This is a genomic window from Rhodococcoides navarretei, from assembly GCF_038069675.1.
Taxonomy (GTDB): domain Bacteria; phylum Actinomycetota; class Actinomycetes; order Mycobacteriales; family Mycobacteriaceae; genus Rhodococcoides; species Rhodococcoides navarretei.
Window position 1 is genome coordinate 4,608,558 of the sequence record NZ_JBBPCN010000001.1, and the last position, 25,642, is coordinate 4,634,199.

Annotated in this window: 29 protein-coding genes; 19 read left to right on the top strand and 10 right to left on the bottom strand. The window is 63.8% G+C overall.

The annotated features are described in order from the left end of the window. Positions 1–166: 166 nt before the first annotated feature. Complete coding sequence (locus tag AABD04_RS21790; protein ID WP_341443109.1) at positions 167–1,546, bottom strand: MBL fold metallo-hydrolase; 1,380 nt, start codon at positions 1,544–1,546, stop codon at positions 167–169. Positions 1,547–1,672: 126 nt separating this feature from the next. On the opposite strand from AABD04_RS21790, the gene AABD04_RS21795 reads away from it, so the two are divergent. Further along, positions 1,673–2,446, top strand: a complete 774-nt coding sequence (locus AABD04_RS21795) for a sulfite exporter TauE/SafE family protein (RefSeq protein WP_341442438.1) — start codon at positions 1,673–1,675, stop codon at positions 2,444–2,446. Here AABD04_RS21795 and AABD04_RS21800 read toward each other — a convergent pair. After that, positions 2,372–3,841: a DUF4389 domain-containing protein gene (locus tag AABD04_RS21800; RefSeq protein WP_341442439.1), complete on the bottom strand. Its 1,470-nt coding sequence runs from the start codon at positions 3,839–3,841 to the stop codon at positions 2,372–2,374. The two genes, AABD04_RS21795 and AABD04_RS21800, sit on opposite strands and share 75 nt — an antisense overlap. Before the next feature lie 192 nt (positions 3,842–4,033). Here AABD04_RS21800 and AABD04_RS21805 point away from each other — a divergent pair, with 192 nt between their 5' ends. The 10 genes from AABD04_RS21805 to AABD04_RS21850 all read left to right on the top strand — a co-directional run bounded on the left by AABD04_RS21805 (position 4,034) and on the right by AABD04_RS21850 (position 11,424). Continuing rightward, positions 4,034–4,672 (top strand): hypothetical protein, encoded by a 639-nt coding sequence (locus AABD04_RS21805; protein WP_341442440.1) that lies wholly within the window; start codon positions 4,034–4,036, stop codon positions 4,670–4,672. Continuing rightward, the gene (locus tag AABD04_RS21810; RefSeq protein ID WP_335740573.1) at positions 4,669–4,974 is read left to right on the top strand and encodes a three-helix bundle dimerization domain-containing protein; all 306 of its coding nucleotides are present in this window, start codon (positions 4,669–4,671) and stop codon (positions 4,972–4,974) included. Before AABD04_RS21805 ends, AABD04_RS21810 begins: the two co-directional genes overlap by 4 nt. Beyond that, positions 4,968–5,870, top strand: a complete 903-nt coding sequence (locus AABD04_RS21815) for a universal stress protein (RefSeq protein WP_341442441.1) — start codon at positions 4,968–4,970, stop codon at positions 5,868–5,870. The genes AABD04_RS21810 and AABD04_RS21815 overlap by 7 nt, the downstream gene beginning before the upstream one ends. 131 nt (positions 5,871–6,001) lie before the next feature. Beyond that, a complete protein-coding gene (locus AABD04_RS21820; RefSeq protein WP_459112819.1) occupies positions 6,002–6,598 on the top strand; it encodes an Rv1733c family protein in 597 nt (198 codons plus the stop codon). A gap of 75 nt (positions 6,599–6,673) precedes the next feature. Then, positions 6,674–8,137: a bifunctional aminoglycoside phosphotransferase/ATP-binding protein gene (locus tag AABD04_RS21825; RefSeq protein WP_341442443.1), complete on the top strand. Its 1,464-nt coding sequence runs from the start codon at positions 6,674–6,676 to the stop codon at positions 8,135–8,137. After that, entirely contained in the window at positions 8,134–9,168 is a 1,035-nt protein-coding gene (locus AABD04_RS21830) for a zinc-binding alcohol dehydrogenase family protein (protein ID WP_341442444.1), read from the top strand. The genes AABD04_RS21825 and AABD04_RS21830 overlap by 4 nt, the downstream gene beginning before the upstream one ends. Positions 9,169–9,323: 155 nt before the next feature. Continuing rightward, on the top strand, positions 9,324–9,524 hold the full coding sequence (locus tag AABD04_RS21835; RefSeq protein ID WP_243596791.1) for a hypothetical protein: 201 nt from the start codon (positions 9,324–9,326) through the stop codon (positions 9,522–9,524). A 15-nt stretch (positions 9,525–9,539) separates the two neighbouring features. Continuing rightward, positions 9,540–10,667, top strand: a complete 1,128-nt coding sequence (locus AABD04_RS21840) for a cation:proton antiporter (protein ID WP_341442445.1) — start codon at positions 9,540–9,542, stop codon at positions 10,665–10,667. A 106-nt stretch (positions 10,668–10,773) separates the two neighbouring features. Beyond that, positions 10,774–11,082: a WhiB family transcriptional regulator gene (locus tag AABD04_RS21845; RefSeq protein WP_243596793.1), complete on the top strand. Its 309-nt coding sequence runs from the start codon at positions 10,774–10,776 to the stop codon at positions 11,080–11,082. 120 nt (positions 11,083–11,202) lie between these two features. Beyond that, complete coding sequence (locus AABD04_RS21850) at positions 11,203–11,424, top strand: ANTAR domain-containing protein (protein ID WP_341442446.1); 222 nt, start codon at positions 11,203–11,205, stop codon at positions 11,422–11,424. Between the two features lie 141 nt (positions 11,425–11,565). Here AABD04_RS21850 and AABD04_RS21855 read toward each other — a convergent pair whose 3' ends face one another. Continuing rightward, a complete protein-coding gene (locus AABD04_RS21855) occupies positions 11,566–12,780 on the bottom strand; it encodes an EAL domain-containing protein (RefSeq protein WP_341442447.1) in 1,215 nt (404 codons plus the stop codon). Between the two features lie 444 nt (positions 12,781–13,224). Here AABD04_RS21855 and praA point away from each other — a divergent pair, with 444 nt between their 5' ends. Next, a complete protein-coding gene (gene praA / locus AABD04_RS21860; RefSeq protein ID WP_243609016.1) occupies positions 13,225–13,734 on the top strand; it encodes an alkane oxidation protein activator PraA in 510 nt (169 codons plus the stop codon). Positions 13,735–13,774: 40 nt separating this feature from the next. After that, positions 13,775–14,491, top strand: a complete 717-nt coding sequence (locus AABD04_RS21865; protein WP_243596797.1) for a hypothetical protein — start codon at positions 13,775–13,777, stop codon at positions 14,489–14,491. Positions 14,492–14,558: 67 nt separating this feature from the next. Here the strand turns inward: AABD04_RS21865 and AABD04_RS21870 are convergent, their stop codons facing one another. The 3 genes from AABD04_RS21870 to AABD04_RS21880 form a co-directional block, all read right to left on the bottom strand. Continuing rightward, positions 14,559–15,662 (bottom strand): GGDEF domain-containing protein, encoded by a 1,104-nt coding sequence (locus tag AABD04_RS21870; protein WP_341442448.1) that lies wholly within the window; start codon positions 15,660–15,662, stop codon positions 14,559–14,561. Between the two features lie 91 nt (positions 15,663–15,753). Beyond that, on the bottom strand, positions 15,754–15,972 hold the full coding sequence (locus tag AABD04_RS21875) for a hypothetical protein (protein WP_243609018.1): 219 nt from the start codon (positions 15,970–15,972) through the stop codon (positions 15,754–15,756). 386 nt (positions 15,973–16,358) lie between these two features. After that, positions 16,359–17,222, bottom strand: coding sequence for a DUF559 domain-containing protein (locus AABD04_RS21880; protein WP_341442449.1), 864 nt, complete (start codon positions 17,220–17,222; stop codon positions 16,359–16,361). A 565-nt stretch (positions 17,223–17,787) separates the two neighbouring features. Here AABD04_RS21880 and AABD04_RS21885 point away from each other — a divergent pair. From AABD04_RS21885 to AABD04_RS21905, 5 genes are read left to right on the top strand one after another with little or no spacing between them, the layout of a single operon-like run. Then, positions 17,788–19,011 (top strand): alkane 1-monooxygenase, encoded by a 1,224-nt coding sequence (locus AABD04_RS21885; protein WP_243609020.1) that lies wholly within the window; start codon positions 17,788–17,790, stop codon positions 19,009–19,011. Then, positions 19,011–19,175, top strand: coding sequence for a rubredoxin (locus AABD04_RS21890; RefSeq protein ID WP_243596800.1), 165 nt, complete (start codon positions 19,011–19,013; stop codon positions 19,173–19,175). Before AABD04_RS21885 ends, AABD04_RS21890 begins: the two co-directional genes overlap by 1 nt. Next, positions 19,172–19,345, top strand: a complete 174-nt coding sequence (locus AABD04_RS21895; RefSeq protein ID WP_027495558.1) for a rubredoxin — start codon at positions 19,172–19,174, stop codon at positions 19,343–19,345. Before AABD04_RS21890 ends, AABD04_RS21895 begins: the two co-directional genes overlap by 4 nt. Next, entirely contained in the window at positions 19,342–20,550 is a 1,209-nt protein-coding gene (locus AABD04_RS21900) for an NAD(P)/FAD-dependent oxidoreductase (RefSeq protein WP_341442450.1), read from the top strand. The genes AABD04_RS21895 and AABD04_RS21900 overlap by 4 nt, the downstream gene beginning before the upstream one ends. A 10-nt stretch (positions 20,551–20,560) precedes the next feature. After that, positions 20,561–21,184: a TetR/AcrR family transcriptional regulator gene (locus AABD04_RS21905; protein ID WP_341442451.1), complete on the top strand. Its 624-nt coding sequence runs from the start codon at positions 20,561–20,563 to the stop codon at positions 21,182–21,184. Between the two features lie 175 nt (positions 21,185–21,359). Here AABD04_RS21905 and AABD04_RS21910 read toward each other — a convergent pair whose 3' ends face one another. Genes AABD04_RS21910 through AABD04_RS21925 form a run of 4 tightly spaced genes read right to left on the bottom strand, consistent with a single transcriptional unit; the run spans position 21,360 to position 24,519 of the window. Then, entirely contained in the window at positions 21,360–21,740 is a 381-nt protein-coding gene (locus AABD04_RS21910; RefSeq protein ID WP_341442452.1) for a VOC family protein, read from the bottom strand. A 27-nt stretch (positions 21,741–21,767) separates the two neighbouring features. Continuing rightward, positions 21,768–23,102 (bottom strand): acetyl-CoA hydrolase/transferase family protein, encoded by a 1,335-nt coding sequence (locus AABD04_RS21915; RefSeq protein ID WP_341442453.1) that lies wholly within the window; start codon positions 23,100–23,102, stop codon positions 21,768–21,770. Next, a complete protein-coding gene (locus AABD04_RS21920) occupies positions 23,102–23,629 on the bottom strand; it encodes a MaoC/PaaZ C-terminal domain-containing protein (protein WP_341442454.1) in 528 nt (175 codons plus the stop codon). Before AABD04_RS21920 ends, AABD04_RS21915 begins: the two co-directional genes overlap by 1 nt. A 38-nt stretch (positions 23,630–23,667) precedes the next feature. Further along, complete coding sequence (locus tag AABD04_RS21925) at positions 23,668–24,519, bottom strand: HpcH/HpaI aldolase/citrate lyase family protein (protein ID WP_341442455.1); 852 nt, start codon at positions 24,517–24,519, stop codon at positions 23,668–23,670. An 89-nt stretch (positions 24,520–24,608) separates the two neighbouring features. On the opposite strand from AABD04_RS21925, the gene AABD04_RS21930 reads away from it, so the two are divergent. After that, positions 24,609–25,493, top strand: a complete 885-nt coding sequence (locus AABD04_RS21930; RefSeq protein ID WP_341442456.1) for a LysR family transcriptional regulator — start codon at positions 24,609–24,611, stop codon at positions 25,491–25,493. Positions 25,494–25,642: the final 149 nt, after the last annotated feature.

Below are 25,642 nucleotides of genomic sequence, written 5' to 3' on the forward strand. Positions count from 1 at the left end.
CGCGCGGTGGCGTCGAGTTCTCACCGCAGGTGCAGCGGTCCGACGACGGCACCGATCGCATGACGGCGTCGACATGTCGACCACAGCCACCCCATCCGGTCTTGCGACACGTCGCACAGGTAACGGGATAACACATGAACTTCTCCTCTACGAGTCGTACGAATATTCAGGCCGAGACGTGGGCGTCGACCCAGGCGTCGTATCCACCGGCCAGGTCCGAGACGTTCTCGAAACCGTGTGCGCGCAGTAGTGACGCAGCCACGCTCGAGCGCCACCCGCCTGCGCAATACACCACGATCGGCTTACCTGTCGGAACAGATGCAAGTCGAGTTCGTAGCTGCGCCAACGGTATCGGCGTCGCCCCCGGTATCGCGCCGAGGTCGCGTTCACCGGGGTTACGAATGTCCACCAATGTCACCTCGCCTGCCGCGAGCATGGCGTCGAGTTGCTCGACCGTGGTGCGTGGGGCGGTCTCGACCAATCCGGTCAGCTCCACGGGGAATGCTCCGTCTCGGTCGACCACCAGGTAGCCGATTGCATTGTCCGATCCGATTCTGGCCAAACGCAGCGCGGCTTCCTGTTCCTCTCCCGGGTACGCGATGAGGACGATTCGTCCGCCGATCTCCGCAACCATGCCCCCGGTCTCGGCGAAACGACCGTCGAAACCCACATTGACCGATCCCCGAAGATGGCCGGCAGCGAAGTCGTCCACACTCCGCGCGTCGAGCACTCGGGTGCCGGCGGCAAGCTCGCCTCGGACCTGCTCCGGCGTCAGCGCAGGGATCGTGCGGCTCGGAGACAGCAACGGGTGGATCTGCTTGTTCATCGCAGCGTCGGCGGCGAAGTACGACGGTGCCGCCGGTTGGCCTTCGGTGACCAGCGCGACGAACGCGTCTTCGGTCATCGGCTGCACCGACGGGTTGGTCGCTCGCTGCTCACCGATAGTCGAGGTCAGCTCGGTGGACAGGTTCTTGCCGCAGGACGAGCCGGCTCCGTGGGCAGGCATGACGACGACGTCGTCCGGCAACGCCAGCAGCGTGTTGTGCACTGTCCGGTACATCGCTCGGGCGAGGTCGGCGGTGGATCCGTCCCCCAGGTTCACCAGATCGGGTCGCCCGACATCGCCGATGAACAGGGAATCCCCGGTGAGCACGGCCGTGGGCGTGGCCCCGGGGTGCTCGCGAACCAACACCGAGATCGACTCCCACGTGTGGCCGGGCGTCGAGAGGATTTCGAGTTCGACGTCGCCCAGGGACAATCGCTCGCCGTCCCGCAGTCGCCGGATCGGGTAGTCGGTCTCGGCGGCCTCGCCGAAACCGATCCAGGCACCGGTAGCGTCGACCAGTTCGAGGTGGCCCGAGACGAAGTCGGCATGGAAGTGAGTGTTGACGACACCTTCGATCGTGAGGCCGTATTTCGCCGCATCGTCCAGATACTCGGCGATGTCGCGGCGAGGGTCGACGACGATCGCACGTCCGGTGCCCTCGTCACCGATCAGATACGAAGCGTGGGACAGGCATTCGAGGTAGTACTGCTCGAGGATCACGGTTTCCTCCGTCCGGACGTCGCCGAGCGAGTTTCGCTGGGCGGTAGACACAGTGTGCAATACCCCCTAGGGTATGTCAAGTACCCCCTGGGGTATACAGGCACCTTCGATGGGAGTGAACACGCGATGACAGTGGCTCTGGCGCTCGGGTTCGGCACCGTGATCGGAATTCTGCTCGGTCTGCTCGGCGGAGGCGGATCCATCCTTGCTGTTCCGGTGCTGGTGTTCGCCCTCGGCCTGGGCGTCGAGGAAGCGATACCCGTCTCGCTGATAGTCGTCGGCACCGCCGCGGCCGTGGGGGTGATCCCGAAGCTGCGCGCCCGACGCGTCGAATGGCGACTGGCGGCGGTCTTCGCTGCGACCGGCATTCCCGCGACCTTTGCGGGCAGCGCCATCGGCCGGCTGCTTCCGGACAGGATTCTGTTGCTCGGTTTCGCCGCAGTAATGGTGGCCGCAGGAGCACGGATGCTCGCTGAGCGGGGCGATATCGGAACAGCCTGCACCACTTCGGCATCGGGCATCAATTGGAGACACTGCGCACCGCGCGCGGTCCCGGCCGGCCTTGCGGTGGGATTCATGACCGGGTTGTTCGGGGTCGGAGGTGGATTCCTCATCATTCCGGTGCTCGTGCTGATGCTCGGCATCGAGATGTCCGTCGCGGTCGGCACTTCACTTGTGATCATCGTCGCCAACTCCGTCGCCGGTCTGTTCTCACATCTGAGCGGCACGACCATCGACTGGTCGATCACCCTCGCGTTCGCAGGCACCGCCATCGTCGGTTCTCTCCTGGCCGCCCACTTCGGATCTCGGGTCGATACCGCACGGCTACAACGCTTGTTTGCCTACCTGGTGTTCGCGGTGGCCGGATACGTCGTCGTCGACGCGGTCTTTCTGAGCTAGCTCGGCCTCGTCCGGCCCCATGTCGAGCCGGAACGGCGGGTACTCGTCGGTCATCAGAGCCGCGTAGGCCGCGACGCGAAACACCCAACGATTGATACCGAGCACCAGGTCGAACAGGCCTCTCGGATAGCGACCGGTGAACAGCAGCGATACTGCGGCGATCAGGACCAACACACCGAGGACCGAGCCGAACAGATACGGCTGGCCCGTGGGCCCGGCGTCCCCGCTTCCGGCCAACCGGAAGCCGGCATACCAACCGCCGGCCAGCAGGGAAAGCACCAGGTAATGCGGTATCGCCAGCAGCCACCACTTGATCAATACCTTTCCGCGCGAGAGCTTTTCGGGGTACTCCACCGTCAGGTCGGCGGGGTAGTTCGCGTGGTGCAGGGTGAACGGTGGGTATCGATCGGTCCCCAGCGCCGAGTACGAATAGAACTGCACACGCCACATCCATCGGAGAACGCCGACGTTGAAGTGAAACAGCCCGCGCGGATACCGTCCGGTGAACAGGATCGCCACCCCGGCAACGAACGTCGTGACGACAAACCCTGCCGCGAGGAACACCAGGACGACGTAATGCGGGACGGCCAGAAGCCATTTGACGATCCACAATCCACGGGACAGTGACTCGGGACGTTCACCGGTCAGCGTGACCGGATATCGAGACCGTTCGATGCTGCCGGACACCGGGATGGGTTCGGCGAGTGGTTCCGAGACGTGGTCGGAGTCGGATCTCCTCCCGAGCCCGGAAGCGCCGAACACGATGGACACGACACCGAACACCAGAAGGATTGCCGAGCCCGCGAGAACGAATGCAGCCACCGGTCCGAGCGACTGCACCCGAACGCCTGCGCTCACGTCCACGTCGATGCCCGCGCTACCGTCGGCGTTCATGACGACCAAAGTCCACGAGCCGCCCTGTGGCGTCCATTCCACCTGTGTTGTCCCGATGCCGCTCGAGCGGGCCGACCACCACTGCTGATCCAGCGGCGGACCGGACGGTTCGCCGCCGGCGACGGTGTCGTATCGAGCCCGGAAGGGCGAGAACTCGACGTCGGTGACCACGGTGTGCGCCACACCGCGAAGGTAGTCGTCGACCTCCGCGGTGGGCGCGACGCCGATCAGTACTTCGCGCGCAGGGTCGGACGAGGTGACCCGGGCCGAGACTGTCACCTCGTCCTCCACCTGCGAGTCGATCGCACCGACCAGCGAGACGTTCTCGGACACAAGCGCATGCGACGCCGTCGTCAACGGTGCAGTCGGCAAGCTGATTCGCCCCTCGTCGTCCTGCGCGAGGTAACCGGCGAACAGGAGTAGGCCGACACCGAGCATGGCGAAGGACACGAATGCCACCACACATCCGACGACGAGCGCGAGAATTCTGTTGATTCCCATCACAAATCCTTCTGTCGATACAGCTCGTACCGCCTTGGGCATCGGGCAGCCCGGACGACGCTACGAGGCCGGCAAGGACGACAGAGGGGCCTTCGGTAACCGGCCTGCCGACGAAAGGCCCTACATCGCGTGACACGCGTCGGCCACCCTCGGGGTAGAAGCTCTTCCTGCCCGAGCGATCGTGAGGTCACAGTGCACACACCATCGACTGCAGCGAATCACCCGCGCGGCACGATTGGCCTCGACCTGTACTGGCTACCGCTCGGAGCAGGCGGACGGTCGGTGCGATGGAACGGCCGGATCCTCGAAGGTGCCAGTGCGTTGATCGACCACCGCACCGCCCACGACCTGTATCACTCTGCGCTCGTGATTCATCTACCGCCGAACCGGTACGTGGTCGAGATGACTCCGGTCTGGAACGAACCCGCGGTCGATCGCGGAGTCGTCGTCGAAGGACCGGTCGGGATGCGGTTCGCCCAGCGATACGGAATCGGTCGCTACGAGGTGCACTGCTGGAAGAACGGCACCATCGCCGACATCGGTGAGGCGGTGGAGAGCCCACGCCGCCTTGCAACCGATGCATCATCGTGCCGACGCGCCATCGACGCGGCCGAGTCGGTGCCCGGATTGATCTGGGGCCGTGACGAGCGCCGGACAGGCGAGAGGTGGAACTCCAACTCCGTTGTGGCGTGGGTCCTGATGCGCAGTGGAGTCGACGCCTCCTCGATCCACCCACCGGTGAACGGTGCCGCCCCGGGCTGGAATGCCGGAGTGGTTGCCGGAGCTTTCGACGCCCTCGACTGCAAGACGACCGTTCGGAGACATTCATGACCCTGATCGATTCGGCACCATCGACGTTGCCGTTGACCGGTGAATTGGCATCGATTGCCGCGATGCTCGCCGAGAGGTACCCCGATCTGACTCGCGCGCGCATCGACGATGCGGTCCTTGCCACGTACGAGAGATTGAACTCGACGGCACGCCTTCGTGGTCACCTGTTTCCTCTGACCGCCAATCGAGCTCGGGTGCTCCTCGAACAACTCGACGCCGAGCGTGCGATCGACGACGATCTCGCTGACGTCTCGGTCGACATCTGTCACGCCCTGGCACCGATGGTCGATCGATCATGGTGAGCACCGTGCCGCAGAACGATCCGGCGAGCTCCGCTCCTGGGTTCTGGGCGAAACCTGAGTGGGGTGACATCGTCGTCGCACTCGACGGAACGCAGGAATCGCGCGGCGCACTGATCTGGGCGGCGGGCCTGGCATCGATCACCGGATCGCGAATTCGCCTTGTGCACGCGCTGATCTCGCGGCACTCACCGGCGTTGGGTAACCAGGAATCCATACGATCGAGGTTGCAAGTGCAGGGTCGCCGGCTCCTCCGATCGGCTCGCAGTGAGCTCTTCGGCATCGACCCCGGTATCGTCGTCGATTCGATTCTGACGGACGACCCGATCGCCTCAGCGCTCGGCGCACTGTCGCACACTGCAGATCTGGTCGTCATCGGCGGTCGTGCGTCAGGTCCGATCAGAGACATAGTGTTCGGCCGCAACGCGACTCGGATCGTGACGGCATCAACGTGCCCGGTTCTGGTGTGGCGCGCCCAGCCCCGAGACGCCGCGCCGAACTCACCGGTCGTCGTCGGAGTGGATCGATCCGAATCCTGTACTCGTGCGATCGACGCCGCCTTCTGGTACGCGGACGCACTCGATGTCCCGCTCACTGCTCTGCACGTCCGCTCTCCCCACGAACGTCCTGCTCCGGAAGAGTCTGCACCGGAACAGATGCGAACCCTGCACTGGCTGGGTGGACGTGTCGCAGCTGCCGCGTCCGCGCATCCAGCCGTCGTCGTCCACCTACACGTACTCGAGGCCTCGGCCGAGCACGAGCTTCGACTCGCATCGGCCTCCGCACACCTTCTCGTGGTCGGCAGCCGCGGGCACGGACCATGGGCCGCTCCGATTCTCGGCTCGATCGGACGATCTCTGGTGCATGCCTCGGGCGGTCCGATCCTCGTGGTGCGTTGAGTCTTCGATCGATCGAATTCACGGTCCACCGCCCTCGGTGTATCGGGACCTTGTGCCCTTACCCACCAGTGCACAGCGTCGGAAACTCGTAAGCGACGCCGAACACACGGCGGTGAGGGGTAGGTGACGGCATGCTCGCAGAACTCGCGCATCGGTGGTGGCACCGAAGTCCTTGGTCTTCCAATCCGCTGATGCGACTGCCCGACAGGATCGAACGAACGGCCTTCGTCGTCGGATTCGCTGTCCTTTTGTTACTGATACCCGTCGCAGCGACGATCGGCTCGGTGACCTACAGCGACCTGTCGTCGCGGTCGCAACAGCAACGGGCAGAATACGTTCGGGTCGACGCCCGAGTGATCGACACCGTGCAGTCCGCGCCCACCGGCAGCGACCGCACCTTGCTTACCACCGGTATCGCAACGGTGCAGTGGAGTGCATCGGACGGGTCCGTTCGTTCGGCATCGACCGAGGTTTCCTCGGACGTGCAGATCGGTGAGACCACTCCGATCTGGTGCGACGCGAACGGAACCCTCGTGCACGCGCCCCTCAGTGCGGTCGGAGCCGTCATCAACGGTGCGTCCACGGCCATGTTCGTGTGGGTTCTCGGCGCGGTCTTCGTCGGATTCTCGATCTATCTCACCACCGTCGCCGGTGACCGAAGCCGCATGCGGCACTGGGACACTGACTGGGAGGACTTTCTACAGGCGCGAAACCACCCGTCGCGGTAGTGCCGTGGAGCATCCACCTCGACGACAAAACCCGACCTCGTGCTCGCTCTCCCATCACCATTCGAAGGATGCACCATGCCTGGAGTCGTCGATTGCGATCCGTCCGCCGACAGTGCCGCAATGGTCCACGAAACCCACAGTGCCTACGTTTTCTTGTTCGGCGACTTCGCCTACAAGATGAAGAAACCGATCCGAACGGACTTTCTCGACTTTCGGACCGTCGACTCTCGACGGACAGCGTGCGACCGCGAGTTCTCGTTGAATTCGCGATTCGCACCCGATGTCTACCTGGGCATTGCCGAGCTCACCGACCCGGAAGGCGGTCCAGCCGAACCAGTGCTGAAAATGCGTCGTCTTCCCGACTCCACTCGACTGTCCGCTCGTGCCGCGGCCGGCGACGATATCGGCAATACGGTCGATCTGGTCGCGCGGGCGCTCGGGATCGCCCACAAGAACAGCCCTCGAAGTAGTCGCATCGACAACGAGGGACGACAATGCGCTGTGGAAGAGCGGTGGCGCAACAACATCGACGAATTGCGTGATCTGGCGGTCGGTGTGTTCGACCCGGCGCTCGTCGAGCGACTGGACACTCTGTCGTCACGTTACGTCAGCGGACGTGCTGCTCTGTTCGATCAGCGAATTTCGCAGGGTCACATAGTCGACGGGCACGGCGACCTTCTCTCGGACGACATCTTCTGTCTGCCCGACGGCCCCCGAATACTCGACTGCCTCGACTTCGACGACCGACTCCGCTTTCTCGACGGGATCGACGACGTCGCCTGCTTGGCAATGGATCTCGAGTTTCAGGGTCGCCCCGACGCGGCGCGACGATTCGTGGCGTCGTACCTCGAAGCGACCGAAGACAATCCCCCGTGCTCTCTGATCGATCACTACATTGCCTACCGCGCAACCGTTCGCGCGAAGGTGGCCTGCCTGCGCTTCCATCAGGGTCATCCGGCTTCGCAGACCGACGCACGTGCCCACCTCGAGCTGGCGCTCGCCCATCTGGCGTCGTCGGTGGTCACCATCACGTTGGTGGGAGGCCTGCCCGGCACCGGCAAGAGCACGATGGCGGCAGCGCTGGCAGAACGTACCGGAGCGGTGGTGTTGTCGAGCGATGTGGTGCGCAAGGAGAGCGCTGGTTTCGACCCGCAGTCTCCGCATCCGTCGCCTGTCGGATGCGGGCTCTACACCGCCGAGAGAACAGCTGCCACCTATCTCGAGCTGATGCACCGAGTGCACGAGCAGGTCACGACGGGCCATTCGGTCATCATCGATGCATCATGGAACGACGAGCACACCCGCGAGCAGGCGCGGAGGCTCGCCGCCGACACCCACAGCGACCTCGTAGAGCTCGAATGCCGAGCGCCGAGATGCACCGCGCTCGAACGTATCGCGACCCGTCCGCGGGGCGCATCGGACGCATCCTCGGCCGTGTACGACGCCATGGCCGGTGCCCGACGCCCGTGGCCGAATGCAACCCTCATCGACACCTCCGGAACAATTGCCGACGCGCTCGCCGCTGCGGGCACCCCGTGACCCAGTCGATCGCGGGCACGGACGAATACGGAAAGGTCTGGCGCACTACGGTTCCGGGCTCTGTCGACGGCAGTCCACTGAGTCTCTGCAAAGAACGCCGTCCGGTTCCTGCACCGGGAGAATTGTTGATCTCGGTGCAGGCCTGCGGGGTGTGCCGGACGGACCTTCACGTCGTCGAGGGCGATCTCCCGGTGCACGTCCCTCACGTCGTCCCCGGGCACGAGATCGTGGGGGTCGTGTCTGCCGTCGGGGTGGATACCCTCACCTCGTTCCAGGTCGGCGACCGAGTGGGAATTCCCTGGCTTCGACACACCTGTGGGATCTGCTCGTTCTGCACCGCAGGCAAGGAGAACTTGTGTGCCGAATCCCGTTACACCGGTTGGGATCACGACGGAGGGTTCGCAGAGTGGGCGGTTGTTCCGGCCGACTATGCTCTCGCGTTGCCGGACGGATACCGCACAGCCGAACTCGCGCCCCTGTTGTGCGCAGGAATCATCGGCTACCGAGCACTGATGCTCGCCGAGCTCCCCGTGCACGGCGTACTCGGGCTCTACGGGTTCGGTGGCAGCGCGCATATCGTCGCGCAGCTCGCTCGCTCGGCCGGTGCCACAGTGCACGTGATGACCAGGGATCCCGTCGCTCGCGAGTTCGCCTTGTCGCTCGGTCTCGACTCGGCTCAGGACACGTTCACCGCTCCTCCGCAGCAACTGGATGCAGCCATCGTGTTCGCGCCGATCGGTGAGATCGTGCCGGCGGCGCTCGACGCACTCGTACCGGGCGGGACCGTCGTGCTGGCCGGGATCCACATGACCGATATCCCTGCCCTGAATTACCAGCGACACCTGTTCCACGAAAAGCGTTTGCGCAGTGTCGAAGCGAACACCAGAGAGAATGCACGGGCATTTCTCGAGATCTGCGGTCGAATCCGCTTGAAGGTCGAGGCCACGGAGTACTCGTTCGCCCACGTGCCGGATGCCCTAAGAGATCTGCGGCACGGCCGGTTCGCGGGTGCCGCGGTCATCGTGATGTGAAATCGGGCGACGCGGCGGACACCGCGAGAAGGGCCGAGTGTCCTCGAAAGGAGGGCACTAGGACCGATGGCACAGCCCGCTGGTCGTCGTACGCTCAGGACTGTCGTCCTGGCAGTCGTCGACACGAAGGTAGCCCCGTTCGAGGAGACGATGACATGAGCGATCTCGACACCGAATTCCGCTCCGCCGGCATCGACTACGAGCTCGCGCTCATGCGCAGCCCACTTGCTGCGCAACTGCATGTGGTTCATTGTCGAATCCAGGCGATGATGACCGAACAGGGGGCGCTGCACCCTCGCGATCTCGTTGCGTCGGCACTGCCGTCGAGTCGGCGACCGACGCTGAACTCTGCCTGACGTCGGCGGGGTCGTATGACCTTCGAGACGCTCGCCCTGTGTGCCGCGGTGGGTTTGTTCGGCCCACTTCTGGTACTTCCACACAGTCTTCGGATACCCGTCGTCATCGGAGAACTGGTGGCTGGAATTGTCATCGGCCACACGGGCTTCGGCGTTCTCGATCCGAGTGAGCAGACACTGAGCTTTCTCGCCCAGGTAGGGTTTGCCCTTGTCATGTTCGTGGCCGGCAGTCAAGTACCGATTCGCGACCCGCGCCTGCGTATCGGCCTCGGTGTCGGTGCTGCGCGGGCAGTGGCCGTCGGGCTGCTGGCAACTGCGCTCGGGTGGGCCGTTTCCGCCGCGTTCGATTCGCCACACCTCGGTCTGTACGCGGTGTTGATGGCGTCGTCCTCTGCCGCTGTCATCATGCCGATCGTCGAGTCCACCGCGATGACCGCACCGGGCTTGATGGCCCTCCTGCCTCAGATCGCGCTCGCCGATGCGGTCTGTATCGTCGCGCTACCCCTCGTGATAGATCCAGAGCGGGCCGGTCCAGCCGCACTCGGATCTGCGACTGTTCTGATCGCAGCCGCGGTGATCTTCGTCGTCCTGCGACACTTCGACATCTCGGGACTGCGCCGTCGCGTGCATCATGTGTCTGCCCAGCGCAAACTCGCGCTGGAACTGCGACTGAACCTGGTTCTACTGTTCGGACTCGCTGCCTTGGCCGTCCACACCCACGCATCGGTGATGTTGGCCGGTTTCGGCTTCGGCCTGGCGATTGCCGCCATCGGAGAACCGCGACGCCTGGCAAAGCAACTGTTCGCCATCACCGAAGGATTTCTGGGACCACTGTATTTCGTCTGGCTCGGCGCATCGCTCGATCTGCGTGCCCTCGGCAGCGACCCGAACATGATCGTGTTGGGCCTCGCGTTGGGATTCGGTGCCATTGCAGTGCACGGCACCATGCGTGTGACAGGACAGCCCGCTGGACTCGGGATACTCGCAGCAGCCCAGCTCGGCGTTCCGGTCTCGGCGGTGACACTCGGCGCGCAGAGTGGCGTCCTGGCTCCCGGAGAGGGACCTGCGATCGTGCTCGGCGCACTGGTGACCATCGCTGCGGCGGCCGCGGCATCGAGGGTCGGTAGTCTTCGCCCTTCCTGACCCCGGCGGGCCTGAGGCGGCGCAAGGCTTTTGGGTGTTTCGAGTTCAGCGAGACGGGGAACAAGGGTCGTGGAACGATCGGCACGACGCGAAACGGATCACGACGATGACGGATGACCAGGTCTGGCGCCTCAAGGGTGCGTGCATCGACGATATGGATGCCTACGACTCGCAGCAACTCCCCCGCCACGGACGTAAGCGCGCAGAAAAAGCATGGCGCCTGTGCGCCGATTGCCCGGTGTTGCGTGACTGCGCCGAGCAGACGGCGCGCGATATCGAGTCGGGTCGCATTCCGGTGGGAGTGGTCGTCGCCGGTGCCGCGTACCACGACAATGCGAGCAACGGCCGTCGCACGGACGCGTACCGAACACTCGAATTTCTCATCGGGCGCCCGCTGTCCAACCCTGCCGCCTGATCACGGTCCGGTAACGGACCGCCACTGATCAAGTAACGTCGACAACTCTGTTCGACGCGTTTTCGGCGCGTCTTGCGGTGTCCGACCTGCGGCATCCCGGCTCGGGTGACAATTGAGCGCATGAATGCAGGTCGGGCTCTTCGCGTCGACTGGCCGTGTGATGTGCAGAAGGTTCTGGACGACCGAGCACCCATCGAGCAGGCCAAGGGGATCTTGATGTCCGTGCATCGGATCGGCCCACAGGCCGCATTCGAAATGCTTGTCGAGCAATCGCAGAAGACCAACCGCAAGCTTCGCGAGGTGGCGCTCGACCACGTCAGGCAGGCATCGGCGGGGTGGTGAAAGAAGTTCGGCCTCGCACGCTGTTGTTTCAACGTGCGAAGCCTGGGCGATGGGGTAGTCCGGACTACACAATCACTTGAGTGCCGTATGCCCTCACGCTGCCACCCGAAACATAGCCGGTCGACAGCTACGTGCGAGAGCTCAGAAGCGCGCCAGAATAGCTCGGGCACAACGCACTACGGTCGCGCGATCGTACGACATCACGTAGTCGAACTCCCGGTCGGCGTCGACCTCCCCGCGGTGCAGATCGATCGCGGCGAGCACACCACAGAAGTGCGGGCCGAGGACCACCACGTTCCACTCCTCGACCAGTGGATCCACCGGGTCGAGAGGCGCATGCATGATGCCACCCTCTTGCACGTAGCCCATGCCGACGCCGTAGACGCCGGCATACGAGATCTGCTCGGCCATCGACACCCAGCGCCCGCGGGTGGTCGGGGTGAAGTGCTCGGCTCGCTGAAAAGTACCGAGTACCAACGTTTCCGGCCCTGCGGCTGCGGCCTGCATCTCGAGCGATGTGCTCATCGCCACCAGTAGACGCTTGGTGCTGCGGGTCGCAGTCTTGCCTGCGGAGGCAATGCCGTACGGCGACGCAGCGGCGATGGCAGGGGTGCTCCAGGTCGGGAACGGAGGCATCACCTCGGCCGCATCGGCAGGCAGCTCCTCCGTCGTTTCCGCGGCCGGATACAGCTCGCCCACCCCGTAAGTCGCTCCGAGTCCGAGTGCGCGGCTGCGATGCACGGCAGTATCGACCCCGCTCGCCACCACTACGGCACCGGTTCGTTCGACCTGAGCCGAGACGGCATGAGCAGTGCGCGCAGTTGCGAGATCAGGGCGACGGGAGACCATGGATCCGGCGAGGATGATCACGTCCGGTTCGATGAGTGGGAGAAGAGTCATCGACTGTGGCCGACGACCGACGTCGTCGACGGCCACCACCTTGCCGTCACGTCGAGCCTTGTCGATGGCAGCGAGGGTGCGGGCCGGGCTGTCGATCAGTGCGGCTTCGGTGACGACCACGATGTCGCGTCGCAGCTGTTCTTCGGTGGCCGGATCCAGAGCAGCGAGCGAGTCGACGTCCATGGAGACGAGCATCGGCAGTCGTACCGACTGATTGATTCGAGCCACTCCCCAGGCGAGGGCGTCGAGCTCACGCTTGGCATCCATGGCCCTGGCTGCGCGCTTGAGGGCGTCGGCCGAAGCCAGGGGACCGTTCTCGGGGCCGCGCAATTGAACTTCGATTGCCGCGAGCGCACCGTTGTCCAGTCGACAGACCGGGGCGAAATACGGCTGCACCGTCAACTCTCCCGTGTCCGTATCGACTGCAGATCCTGCTTCGGCCAGCGCGAACGTCACACCTCAGTTTGACACGAAAAAACCACCCCCGTCACGCGGGGGCGTCTCCGTTTTCAAACCTGTCGGTCGCACTTTCTTTCGCTCGACCAATCTTCGGCGTCGGAAGTGTCATCGACACAGCCACAACCATCTCGTTTCGGTAACTTTGTATAACGCAACGGTAACGGCAGAAGCATCCGGGCCGCCGTGAATCCAGAAGCTCATCTTCGTGCCGGAATCGGGGTGAAAGCCGATGTTGCACTGGTCTTTCGAGGCATGCGCCGGATTCCGTTACCACTGCATACAACAAACATACCGACCGGATTGTGACTTCTCACAGAGTTGCAGCAAAGCATTTTCGATGGGTGTTTTGTCCCCCTAACGTCCCTCCCGGTTGCCGGAACACCGGCACCACCGGGCCCCGGCAGGGGGTCCGGAGCCGTTCTGGACTTGGAGGATCGATCGATGACGCTCAACCCGCCGACCCGCTCTCGTACACTCGCAGCCGCCGTTTCCGCTCTCGCCATCGCCGGAGCAACAGTCGGTGCCGCCAGCGCCGGTGCCGCTACCATCTCCCCCGCCGGTACCGCCTTCACAGCACCCGGAACCATCGTCGTGAGCACACCGGCCTCGTTCGGAGTCCCCGTCAGTTGCTCCATCGAACTCATCGGCTCCACCAGCGCCGACGGCTCCTCGGCATCGATCACCGACGCCCAGATCAGCGGTTCCAATCGTCTGTGCAACCTGCCGCAGTTGAAGAACCTGCCCTGGACCCTCACCCCCACCAGCGCGACCACCGGCGAAGTGTCCAACGTCGGCTTCTCGCTGGTCGGCTACAACTGCGGCCCGGCCACCCTCGCGGGTTCGTTCGACAACATGACCAACACCCTCACCTCGACCAACCAGCCCATGTCCGGTAACTGCACGGTCAACAGCCTGTCGGTCCAGCCCGACCCCGCCTTCACCCTGTCCTGATTCCTCCAGTCCCAACTCCCATTCTCTAGAAGGAGAACGCGTGAAGATCCGCAACAAGACCGTCGTCACGATGACGGCACTGGCATCGAGCATCGCTCTCGGCACGCTCGTCGCCGCCCCGGCCAATGCTGCCGACACCCTTCCCATCACGTTCCAGGCAGACACGACGACGATCATCGCCAAGACCGGTCAGCCGGTGGTGTTCCCGACCACGGACCTGGTGACCGATGTCGACCTGGTCGGTGGAACCGTGACCGGTTCGCTCGCCCTCCCGCAGGCGTCGGCCGATCTGAAGCTCGGACCCGCAACGCTGGCCAACTTCACCATCTCGATCATCGACGCGACCCCGGTCTCCGGCACCCTCGTCCAGGGTGGACCCGCCGAGGCACCCACGTTGGATCTCGACGTCGAGCAGAGCTTCAAGATTCGGATCGACTCGGTGAAGCCCCTCGGTATCGACACCGGATCCGCAGGATCGGCCTCGGCCGATCTGATCCCCGCGGGTGCCGATTGTGTCACCGCCGAAACCACCGCCAACCTCACCGGTTCGCTGGATGCGATCGACCTGATCCAGAACAACCAGACCGACTCACATGTCACGGGCACCTACACGATTCCGCAGTTCGAGGACTGTGGCGCGTTCACCTCGGTGCTCAACGCGATCATCGCCGGCCCGGGGAACACCCTCGACGTGCACCTGACCAACCCGGTCTTCGACGTCGGCACCCGGTCCGCGATTGCGGCAGAGGTGGCATAAGCAGTTTGCGCTTCGATCGGCGGCGTCGACCGGTTCCATCGCGGAACACGGTCGGCGCCGTCGTTCGTCACCGTTCGTCGGCGGGCCTGGCCGGTACCGGATCCGAACACTGCGCGACGCGATCTCCGCCCAACCTCTTGGCCCGGTACATCGCCTTGTCCGCCCGGCCGAGCAGTTCGTCGATGCCGGCCTCGACGCCCCTGGCTTCGACAACCGCATGGGCGACGCCTATCGACGCTGTCAATGGGGACCGATCGGTCGCGTCGCACAGGCGGATTCGCAGTTGCTCGGATCGTTCGATCACCGAGTCGAGGCCACCGAGGCAGACGACTGCGAATTCCTCGCCGCCGAGCCGAACCGTGACAGCCGGTGCCGGGAAGACGTCGAGAATGCGGCTCGCGGTCAATCGGATGGCCGTGTCTCCGTGCTCGTGGCCGAACCGATCGTTGACGGCTTTGAAGTTGTCGATGTCGATCACCACCGCGGTTACCACCGCGTCCGTCCCGGGTCGACGGTCGAGGTTGCCGATCGCCGCGTCGAATCCCCGTCGATTCTGCATTCCGGTGAGCGGGTCGTAGAACGCGCCGGTGGCATCGCGGCGCAACAGCATCAGGAAGGAGTGGCAGATCAGCGGCGCCGAGAACATCACCAGAATCAGCATCACGAGATAAAGAGTGGTCCGTAGACGCTGTGCGGGGTCGTCGACCATGGCCGAGGCATAGAGAACCGCAACGGTGACGAAAGCGAACAGGTGATGGGCGGTGAACAACTTGGGGCCGTGAAATCCCACGACGTAGCTGCCCATCACCGTGAAGAGCGCCGCCATCGGCAGCATCTCGGACGGCTCGTCGACGGTGAGAAGTACTGCGGCGAGGACGAAATCGGCGTACAGCACGAACGCGATCGACATTCGCCAGCTCGGCCAGCCGCCGATCAACCAGGCCAATCCGATCGGCAGCGTCGTCACGACGGTCCACCACAGCGCCAATCGCCCCAGGCTGCTGTCTCCGAGGCCGGGGATGGTCAAGGCGATCGCTGCAGCGGCCCCGTAGAACCAGCAGAAGATCCCGATGAGAATCCTGGTGACGTGCAGCGCCTGTTGAGACCGCGCGTACGCAACATTCCACCCGTAGTCGACCGGAAGCGACCACCACTGACGCACACTGTTCACAGGTATCGAGCGGCTTTCCTGGTGTCCCGACATGGAGAGACAAGTCAACCACAGACGAAACCACCTGGTCCGCAAAGTGGGAAACTCGCGACTATCCCCGCATACCGTCGGCCAACTCGAACACTCGGCCCGCGTAGGTCACCATGAACGCATCGAGCGCTTGCTGTGACAGTTCGGGGCACCCGGCTCTCCGAAAGAAGTGCTCGAGATCCACCAGTCGATCCCCCAGTCCGACGCGTTGTCGATCGAGGGCCTCGAGCTCGACGACCAACGCCTTCAATTCCTCGACCTTGCGCAGCACGTCGTTCACCGGATCACCGTCCACTTCACTGGGCCCACCACCGTCTATCGATTCGGCGGCGGAGCCGGGCTTCCCTTCCCAACCCCGCCGAACTCGACCCTACGCCCTATCGAACATTTGTGCGAACATCGATCTCGTTTGTACCATTCATCTTGTGCACAATCCGAGGAAGTGACCTACAGTCTGTGACATGCTCCAGAAAAGGGGTCCGAACGGGGTGCGCCCACCGGGTTCGACCGATCCAATCCAGTTGGCGCTCTTAGCAATCCTCACGATTGCTGTGATCGCTCTCGTTGTTGTCGCCGTACAGCAGGGCCGCCTCTGACCGCGCACCTCAACGTTCACTATCGACCCCGATCGGCGACATTTCGCGTTCGGCACACGGTTCCGAACGCTCAGGTCCGGGGTAGCGACCGGCCGACTGCATCGATCGAACGTCGACGAAGCCTGACCACCTCGATGATCTCGTCCACCACGCGCCGCGTATCGCCCATTGCCTGGACGGCCGAATAGCGCAGCACCAACCATCCCTCCAGAACCATCTTGTTCTGCCGTCGACGATCGTTGTCGAAAGCCTGGCCCGAGATGTGGAACTCCCGGCCGTCGATTTCTACGATCACCCGCGCCCGGAAGTCCACCAAATCGCCGAAGTAGGGCCCCACCTGTGCGTTGATCTCCATGAAGAAATGTCGAGCGGACATCGCTCGCGCCACGACACGCTCCGCTTCCGATCGTGTCCCGAGGCAGCACAGACGTAATTGTCTCCGTACGGCTTTCATGCCGTTCATGCCGCGAGATGATTCGCAGACCGTAGCGATTCGACGCCGAAGGCCCGGCCGCGCAATGGCCGTATCGAAGAATCGCTCCAACTCCTCACCCGTCAGAGTCGCCGCGACGTCCACGAACACCTGAGCCAACGTCACCACTGGAAGCCCTCGGTGCCGGTCCGATTCGGGGAGGCGTCGGCGATGAATCTTCACCCAGTCCGGTGCCTGGTGCCGTGTCGACGGCGGCACCGTTGCCGTGACGTGCAGTGGCTCCTCCTCCACCAACCCCCACACCCACGCCGCGGTCAGATGGCTGAGGACGGCGTCGGGCTTCCACAGAGTCACCGCAGTGCACAGGTCCAGATAGTCGGGCTTTCCTGTCGCATAGATCCCGGGCAGCACTCGAATCAACTGCCCGGACGCAGTTCTACGTGTGATGGTGCTGCGACTCGTCCCCCGAGCCATCAGGTCGACCGCGGTATGTACCCCCATGCGAATACCGTGAACGATCCACGGTGCTTGCGCCAGTGGCGCTTTCGAAACCTGTGGATGGATCCGAGTTATCCACAGGCTGCCGCACCTCAACGTTCACTATCGACCCCGATCGGCGACATTCCGCGTCCGGTGCACGGTTCTGAACGCTCACGTTCGCGCTACCGGCACCGTCGCCCCCAGGTTGCGCCGGTGCTGCACCGGCGCAACCGTTCGATCTCAGGATCCGAGGAGTGCACTCACTGCAGTGCTGCCGCTCTCGGCGCTTCCGCTGCCGATGAGGCCGAGGATGACATCGATGATGATCTTGGCGATGAATGCGTCCATAACTACTCCTGTTGTGTAGTACCCCCGACGGGATACAGACGGACCTACGAGCGCCGTGGCCGCATAGGACCGGCCACAACGGATCGGAAGGTAGCAGCTGAATCTGTCCGAAGGGTGACGCTGTGGGCGCAACCACAGTCCACACCACGGTTTTACAAATCTGCCCATTTGTCCAACAAGATGACAAATTTAGTGTATTGTCCATTCCACAGTGATCGGCCTTACACGAGGAGTGACGATGACCGCATCGAATGTCGACGATCAGGCGCAGGCGCCGGTCGACGAATGGCACGACCGCAAGCGATACCTCTGGTTGATGGGCTTGATCCCACCCACGGCGGTGTTCATGGCCACCGGACTGGTGTGGGCTTTCAACCAACTCGGCTGGAATGCGGTGTCACCGGTCTGGTGGTGGATCGGTGCCCTGCTCGTCTACGGATTGCTCCCGATCCTCGACCGGTTCTTCGGTCCCGACGGCGACAACCCTCCCGACGAGGCGATGAAGGCACTCGAGGAAGACAAGTACTACCGCTACTGCACCTACGCCTACATTCCGTTCCAGCTCGCCAGCCTGGTGTTCGCCTGCTACCTGTGGTCGGCCGACAACCTGTCGTGGCTCGGGATCGACGGTGGGCTGGGGCTGATCTCCAAGATCGGACTGGCCATCAGCATCGGCGTGATGGGCGGCGTCGGCATCAACACCGCACACGAACTCGGCCACAAGAAGGACAGCCTGGAACGCTGGTTGTCGAAAATCACTCTGGCACAGACGTTCTACGGCCACTTCTACATCGAGCACAATCGCGGACACCATGTCCGCGTCGCCACCCCCGAGGATCCGGCGAGCTCGAAGTACGGCGAGAGCTTCTGGGCCTTCTTGCCTCGCAGCGTCTGGGGCAGCCTCAAGTCGTCGTGGGAGCTCGAGAAGACTCGCATGGAGCGATTGGGCAAGAGCACGTGGAGCATTCAGAACGACGTGCTGAACGCGTGGCTGATGTCCGTCGTTCTCTACGCGGTGCTTGTCGCGGTGTTCGGTCCGATCATTCTGCCGTTCCTGGTGATTCAGGCCATCTACGGTTTCTCGCTGCTCGAGACGGTCAACTACCTCGAGCACTACGGCCTGCAGCGCCAGAAGAAGGAGAACGGCCGCTACGAGCGCTGCACCCCCGAGCACAGCTGGAACTCCGATCACATCGTGACCAACATCTTCTTGTATCACCTTCAGCGACACAGTGATCACCACGCCAACCCCACCCGTCGCTACCAGACCCTGCGCAGCATGGACGGGGCGCCGAATCTACCGAGCGGATACGCGAGCATGATCTCGTTGGCGTACTTCCCACCGGTGTGGCGCAAAGTGATGGACCACCGAGTTCTCGACCATTACGACGGTGACATCACGAAGGTCAACATTCAGCCGTCCAAGCGGGAGAAGATCCTCGCCCAGCACGGAGCCAAGTGATGGCTGCCTACGAGTGCCCGGTGTGCGAATTCGTCTACGACGAGACCAACGGCGCTCCGCGCGAGGGCTTTCCAGCCGGCACTGCATGGTCCGAGGTACCCGAGGACTGGCCGTGCCCCGACTGCGGTGTCCGCGAGAAAATCGACTTCAGGAGTAAGGCATGAAGCTCTACCGCTGCGTTCAGTGTGGATTCGAGTACGACGAGGAACTCGGCTGGCCCGAGGACGGCATCGAGCCCGGCACCCGCTGGGACGACATTCCCGACGACTGGTCGTGCCCCGACTGCGGCGCAGCCAAGGCCGATTTCGAGATGGTCGAGGTCGAGCGCGGGTGAGCACGTCCACGCCGCGCTCGATCGCAATCATCGGATCGGGTGCGACCGGGTACACCGCGGCCAAAGTACTACGCGCAGAGGGGTTCACCGGCTCCATCACAATGGTCGGGAGTGAACAGGCCGCGCCGTACCGTCGGCCGACGGTGTCCAAGGAGTTGCTGACGGGAACCAAGTCGATCGACCAAGTTCAGCTGGGCAACCCGATCGACGGCGTCGACGTGCGCTCGGGCGTCACGGCAGTCGGCGTCACCGATTCGGCTGTGCTGCTCGACGACGGCGACCCGGTTCAGTACGACGCGCTACTCCTGGCAACCGGTTCTCGGGCACGGCAACTCGATCTTCCGGGGCACGTGTTCACGCTCCGCGGTGTGGCCGATGTCGAGCCCTTGCACGCCGACATTCTGCGCACCGGATCACTGCTGGTGATCGGCGGCGGACTGATCGGGTGCGAGGCGGCGGCGGCAGCCCGATCGCTCGGAGCCGAGGTGACGGTGCTCGAGGCAGCGTCCGCTCCGCTGAACCGGATCGCACCGACTGCAGTGTCGCAGATGTATCGAGACTTACACGCAGACAACGGTATTGAGCTGCACACCGATGTCGCCGTGACCAGTCTGGAGACACTGTCCGACGGCACCCTTCGTGCGACCGCGCAGGACGGACGCAGTTGGTCGGCGGGCACCGTACTGGTTTCCGTCGGGTCGGTACCGAACGTCGAACTCGGAGTGGACATGGGGCTCGAGGTCGGCTCCGGAATTCTGGTCGACGCAGAAATGCGCACGTCCACGCCGAACGTCTACGCCGCGGGCGACGTGGCAGAGGTACCCAACCGAATCCTCGGCGGCACGTATCGCAGCGAGCATTGGAACGGTGCGGTGGATCAGGCCACCCGGGCTGCCCGCTCGATGCTGGGGATTCCGCCCGGTGATCTCGATGTCCCGTGGGGCTGGTCCACTCAGCACGGCATCAACCTGCAGTTCGCAGGGTGGACCGGCCCCGACGACGAGTACGTCCTCGCCCGCGGCAGCGTTGCAGACCGCCGCTTCACCGCATGTGCGTTGCGTGACGGCCGGCTCGTCGGGGCCATCGGGGTGGGTTACCCCAAGGACATCCGGCAGATCAGATTGCTCATCGCGAGCGGAGACCGCGTCGATCGGAGTCTCCTCGGAGAAGATTGGCTGGATCAGCCGCATGCGGTCGTTCGATAGAGTCGTGTTCATGCCCGCAGCCGAACAGACGTCGACCCCCGGTCGATACCGTGAAGCAGCGTCGACTCTTGCGCGCGATACCGCGCTCGATGCGCTGCGCGAGTTGTTGCACCAACGCAACTGGCGCAACGTGACGATGAGTCACATCGCCAAGGCTGCGGGTCTGAGCAGGCAGAGCCTGTACAACGAGTTCGGTTCGCGGCGCGGCGTCGCACAGGGCTACGCCATCAGATTGACGGACGCGTTCGTCGCGATGTGCGAAACGGCGCTGTACCAACACGAGAACGATGCGTCGGCCGCTCTGCGACAGGGTTTCTCGTCGTTCTTCCAGCTGAGCGCGCTCGACCCCCTCGTACGATCACTGCACGGCGGCGACGCACCGGAGGATCTTCTGCGCCTGATCACCACCGACAGCGAGGTGCTCATCGACCGCGCGGGCGAGCGGCTGTCCGGGACATTCCAACGCGGGTGGGTGGGCGCAACCCCACGCCAGGCCGACGTGGTCAGCAAGGCCATCGTTCGATTGGCCTTGAGCTACATCCCCGAGCCGCCCGACGACATCGACGCGGCAGCCGATGACCTGGCGCTGCTGCTCACGCCGTTCATCGATTCGATCACCGCCGAGCGGACCTGAGCGTTCACGATCGCACTCGATCAGCGGAAAGCCGCGCATCATCGTCGATAGTGAACACTCAGGTCCGCGAACACCCGCGGCCGAGTCGGCCAGACCCGGGGATCTCAGACGCCGAAATTGCGGCACGATGGCGGAATTCCGTCGTCGGGGCCCGAATAGTGGACACCCAGATGGGTTACGCCGGGTTCGACAGCTCGATCAGGTTGCCGTCCGGGTCTCGCACGTAGACGCTCAGGATCGGGCCCGTGGCACCGGTCCGCGTCACCGGTCCCTCGACGATCGCAACCTCGGCAGCGTGCAGCTGTTCGACGACATCGGCTATCGGCGTGGAGACCAGAAAGCACAGGTCGGCACTGCCCGGTGTGGGTACGTCCGCCTTGGGCTCGAACTCGTGACCGGCCTGGTGCACATTGATCTTGCTGCTCCCGAACAGCAGCGCAGTCCGGCCGGAGCCGAAGGTGTGTTCGGTCATGCCGAGTACGCGTGTGTGGAAGCGGACGGTCGCGGCCGGGTCCAAGGCGGTGATGACGAGGTGGTCGAGGGATTCGATCTTCATGGCGGGCTCCGGTTCGGTGTCGTTGCGTCAGATGAGGTGTTGTGCGCGTGCGGCTTCGGTGAGTTCGGCCCGGTGATCGGGATGAGCCAGGTCGATGAGCGACTGTGCACGTTGCGTGGACGACAACCCCTTGAGGTTCACGGTTCCGTACTCGGTGGCGACCCAGTGGACGTCGTTGCGCGCTGTGGTGACCGGGCCCGAGAGCTTCGGGACGATCTTGCTCACCGTGCCATCTCGTGCAGTCGACGCGAATGCGATGACCGACACGCCGCCCTTCGAGTTGTATGCCCCTCGCACGAAGTCGACCTGGCCGCCCGATGCGCTGTATTGGTGACCGTTGAGCCATTCGGAGTTGCAGGCACCGGTCAGATCCATCTCGACCGTCGAGTTCACCGACACCACATTGTCGTTGCGGGCGATCACCGCGGGGTCGTTGACGTAGTCGACGGGGTGGCTTTCGACTCCACGATTGTCGTCGAGGAAGTCGTAGAACTCTTTGTCTCCCATCGCAAAGGTGAACACCGATGCGCCGCGGTCGATGCTTTTGTACCGGTTGGTCACCGCGCCGGATTCGATCAACCGCACGAGTGCAGGGGTGAGAACCTCGGTGTGGATACCGAGGTCGGTGCGGTCGGCCAGCATCTCGCACACTGCTTGTGGGAGTCCGCCGACCCCGATCTGCAGACACGCATGCTCGGGAACCAGATCGGCGACGCGGCGCGCGATCGCGCGGTCGATCTCACCCGTCGGACGCTGCGGCAGCTCGGGAAGTTCCTCGGTGTGCTCCACGATGGCGTCGATCTCGGACACGTGCAGCGCCGACGCGCCGAACACCCGCGGCATGCGGTCGTTCACCTCCACGACGAGCCTCTTGGCTTGCCGCGCAACCGAACTGGTGTAGTCGTTGTTGGTCCCGAAGGTGAAGTAGCCGTTGCTGTCCATCGGCGAGACTGTGACGAGAAAGGTATCGACCGGGATTCGCTCGGCGAACAGTCGGATGGACTGGCTGAACGAATTCGGCACGAAAGACACCACTTTTCGTCCGTCCCGGTCTCCGCGCACGATGAGCTCACGCTCCGCTCGCTGAAGAAACATGGAGTGGGGCTCGAGAGCACCCATCAATTCGTACTGCAGCAGACTCTCCTGCATCGGCTGCTCGGCATGGAAGTAATAGAGCTTCACCTCGTCGATCTCGGCCCGCCGGGCTCGATCGGCCAAGGCGCGCATCAGTGCCGGAGGTTGCCCGGCTGCCTGTCCGAGAGCGACGGTGGAACCGCTCCGAACATCGGCGACGGCCGTTCGGGCGTCGGTGAGCTTGGCCGCGTATTCGGCGGCGGCTCGGTTGGTTGCTGTGGTTGTCATCAGTAGTTCACCTCCTGCTCGGGCGCGTGTCCGCGCTTGTAGATCAACATGGTTCGCTCGAAGGTCATCACCACATCGGCGTCTTGATTGGTGCCGGTGGTCTCCACCGTCACGATTCCCTGAGTGGGTCGGCTCGCGGATTCCCGGGTGGAGAGGATGCGGCTCGCTGCGTACAGGGTGTCACCGGCGAAGACGGGATGCGTCGCGCGTACTTTGTCCCACCCGAGATTGGCGACCACCTTGGCACTGACCGTGCGTACGCTCATCCCGGTCAGCATCGACATCGTCAGGGTCGAATCGACGAGCATCTTCTTCCATTCGGTACCCGCAGCGTATGCGGCGTCGAAGTGCACGGGCTGAGTGTTCATGGTCAACAACGTCATCCAGATGTTGTCGGTGTCGGTGATGGTGCGCCCGGGACGGTGCTCGAAGGTATCGCCGACGACGAAGTCCTCGAAGTAGAGACCTGAGGTCTCGCGGTACGTGTTGGGTGCCAACTCCCGGTACGCGGGAAGAATCGGTTCCATGTTCGCTCCTGTTCTCTTTCTTGATGAGTATTGGCGTTTCAGCGCCGCGCGCGTGCGAGTATTCGACGCGCTCGGCGAGCGATGGCCTCGTCGACCATCTGTCCGTCCACCGTTCCGACACCTCCTGTTGCTGTGTCGACAACATTTGTCGCCCAGTCGATCTGGTCAGCCGAAGGCGTGAATCGCTCGACGATGGGTGCGATCTGTGCGGGGTGAACGGCGGCTTTGGCACTGAATCCGCTGCGAACTGCGTCCGCGATATCGATGCCGAGTCCGGCCGCGTCTCCGATGTCGAAGAAGGGTGTGTCGATGACGGGGATTCGCGCCGCTGCTGCGGCCAGCAGGCAGGCCGACCGTGCCTGCGCGAGAACAGCAGTGCCCGTTTCGGCACCGAGATCTCCCGCCATGTCGGCGGCGCCGTACATCAGTGCCGCGATCGGCGATCTGGCGTCTTGGATTATCGTGTGCAGAGTTGTTGCAGCGAAGGCTGTTTCGATCATCGCAACAACGCCGGTAACCAGGCCGGCATCCGCGAGTACCTCCGCGACAATATCGACGGTTGCCGCCGCGTCGACTTTCGGCACGACCACATAATCGGGTGCCACGCCGGAGTCGGCCAGTGCCAGGAGGTCTCGCAGGCCTGTGACCGTGTTCGGTGGATTGATCCGAACGGCACAACGGACGTCGCCGACATCGCGTGTCTTCAGGTGCTCTATGACCGAGTCGCGGGCGCGGTCCTTGTGGTCTTTCGCGACGGCGTCTTCCAGGTCGAGGATCGCGACTCCGGCACCGCATCGGGCAGCGACGTCGAAATGCTCGGGGTCGGTGCCGGGGGTGAACAGCCACGCGGTCGGGATGGCTGTGGTGTCGTCGTCTTCGGTCGGTGTCATGTTCTCGACGCTACGACGGCTGAACTGCCGCGTCTATCGATAGTTTTGCGGCTTATAGTTGCGTATATCGCAAGTGAAGGGACGTGTCGATGGAGCTGTACCAGCTACGGTATTTCCATGCCGTGGCCGATTTCGGGGGCTTACGGCCGGCTGCCGAACACCTGGTCGTGTCGCAGTCCGCAGTGAGCCGTGCGATTGCATCACTGGAGGCCGAAATCGGTGTCCCCTTGTTCACCCGTGAGGGACGGGTGAACGTGCTGAACCGCTACGGCACTACGTTTCGCGAATCGACATCGGATGTAGCCCGCAGCATCGACGTCGGTATCGCTGCGGTACGCGAGTTGGCCGGTACGTCTGCAGGCACCGTCTCGCTCGGATTCCTGCATTCATTGGGAGCGGCGTTGGTCCCGAGGGCAATTCGCGAACACCGCACCATTTTCGACGGTGTGAGCTTCGAGCTACACCAACGTTCCGGCCGCGACGTGATCGCGGATCTAGCCTCGGGCGTCACCGATCTCTGCCTCAGCGTGCCGGGGCTGTTCGTCGACTCGCTCGAGGTGACCTGGGAGCCGCTCTACGTCGAGAAGCTTCTCCTCGTCCTACCTCGCGGTCACCGGTTCTCGCGACGACGACGGCTTCGCTTCTCCGAACTGGCGGAGGAACCTTTCGTCGCACTGGACGCCGAGCACACCCTGCGTCGTGTGTTCGACGAAGCATGTCTGCGGTTCGGCACCACACCCCGTATCGCGTTCGAGGGAACCGACATAGAAACCCTGCGCGGCCTGGTGGGCGGCGGGCTCGGTATCGCGCTGCTGCCGTCGGCGGCGGTACCTCGTGATGACCTGGTCGAGGTCGATCTCGCCGAGGACGTCTCGCGCGTCATCGGAGTCGGCTGGGTCACCGATCGCTATCTACCGCCCGCCGCGGTCGCCTTCAGGCAATCCCTGCGCAGGATGTACACCGAGCCCGGGTAGACGGCACCCGTCAATCCGCCTGCACCCGACTGCGCGGGGGGCCGGTGGGCGCACTTCTCCCGCCGTCGCGCAGTGCAACCACAGTCCATCCCGCTCCGACTACAGACAAGGCCAATACAGCTCCAATTGCGATCATGTGTCCACAATGG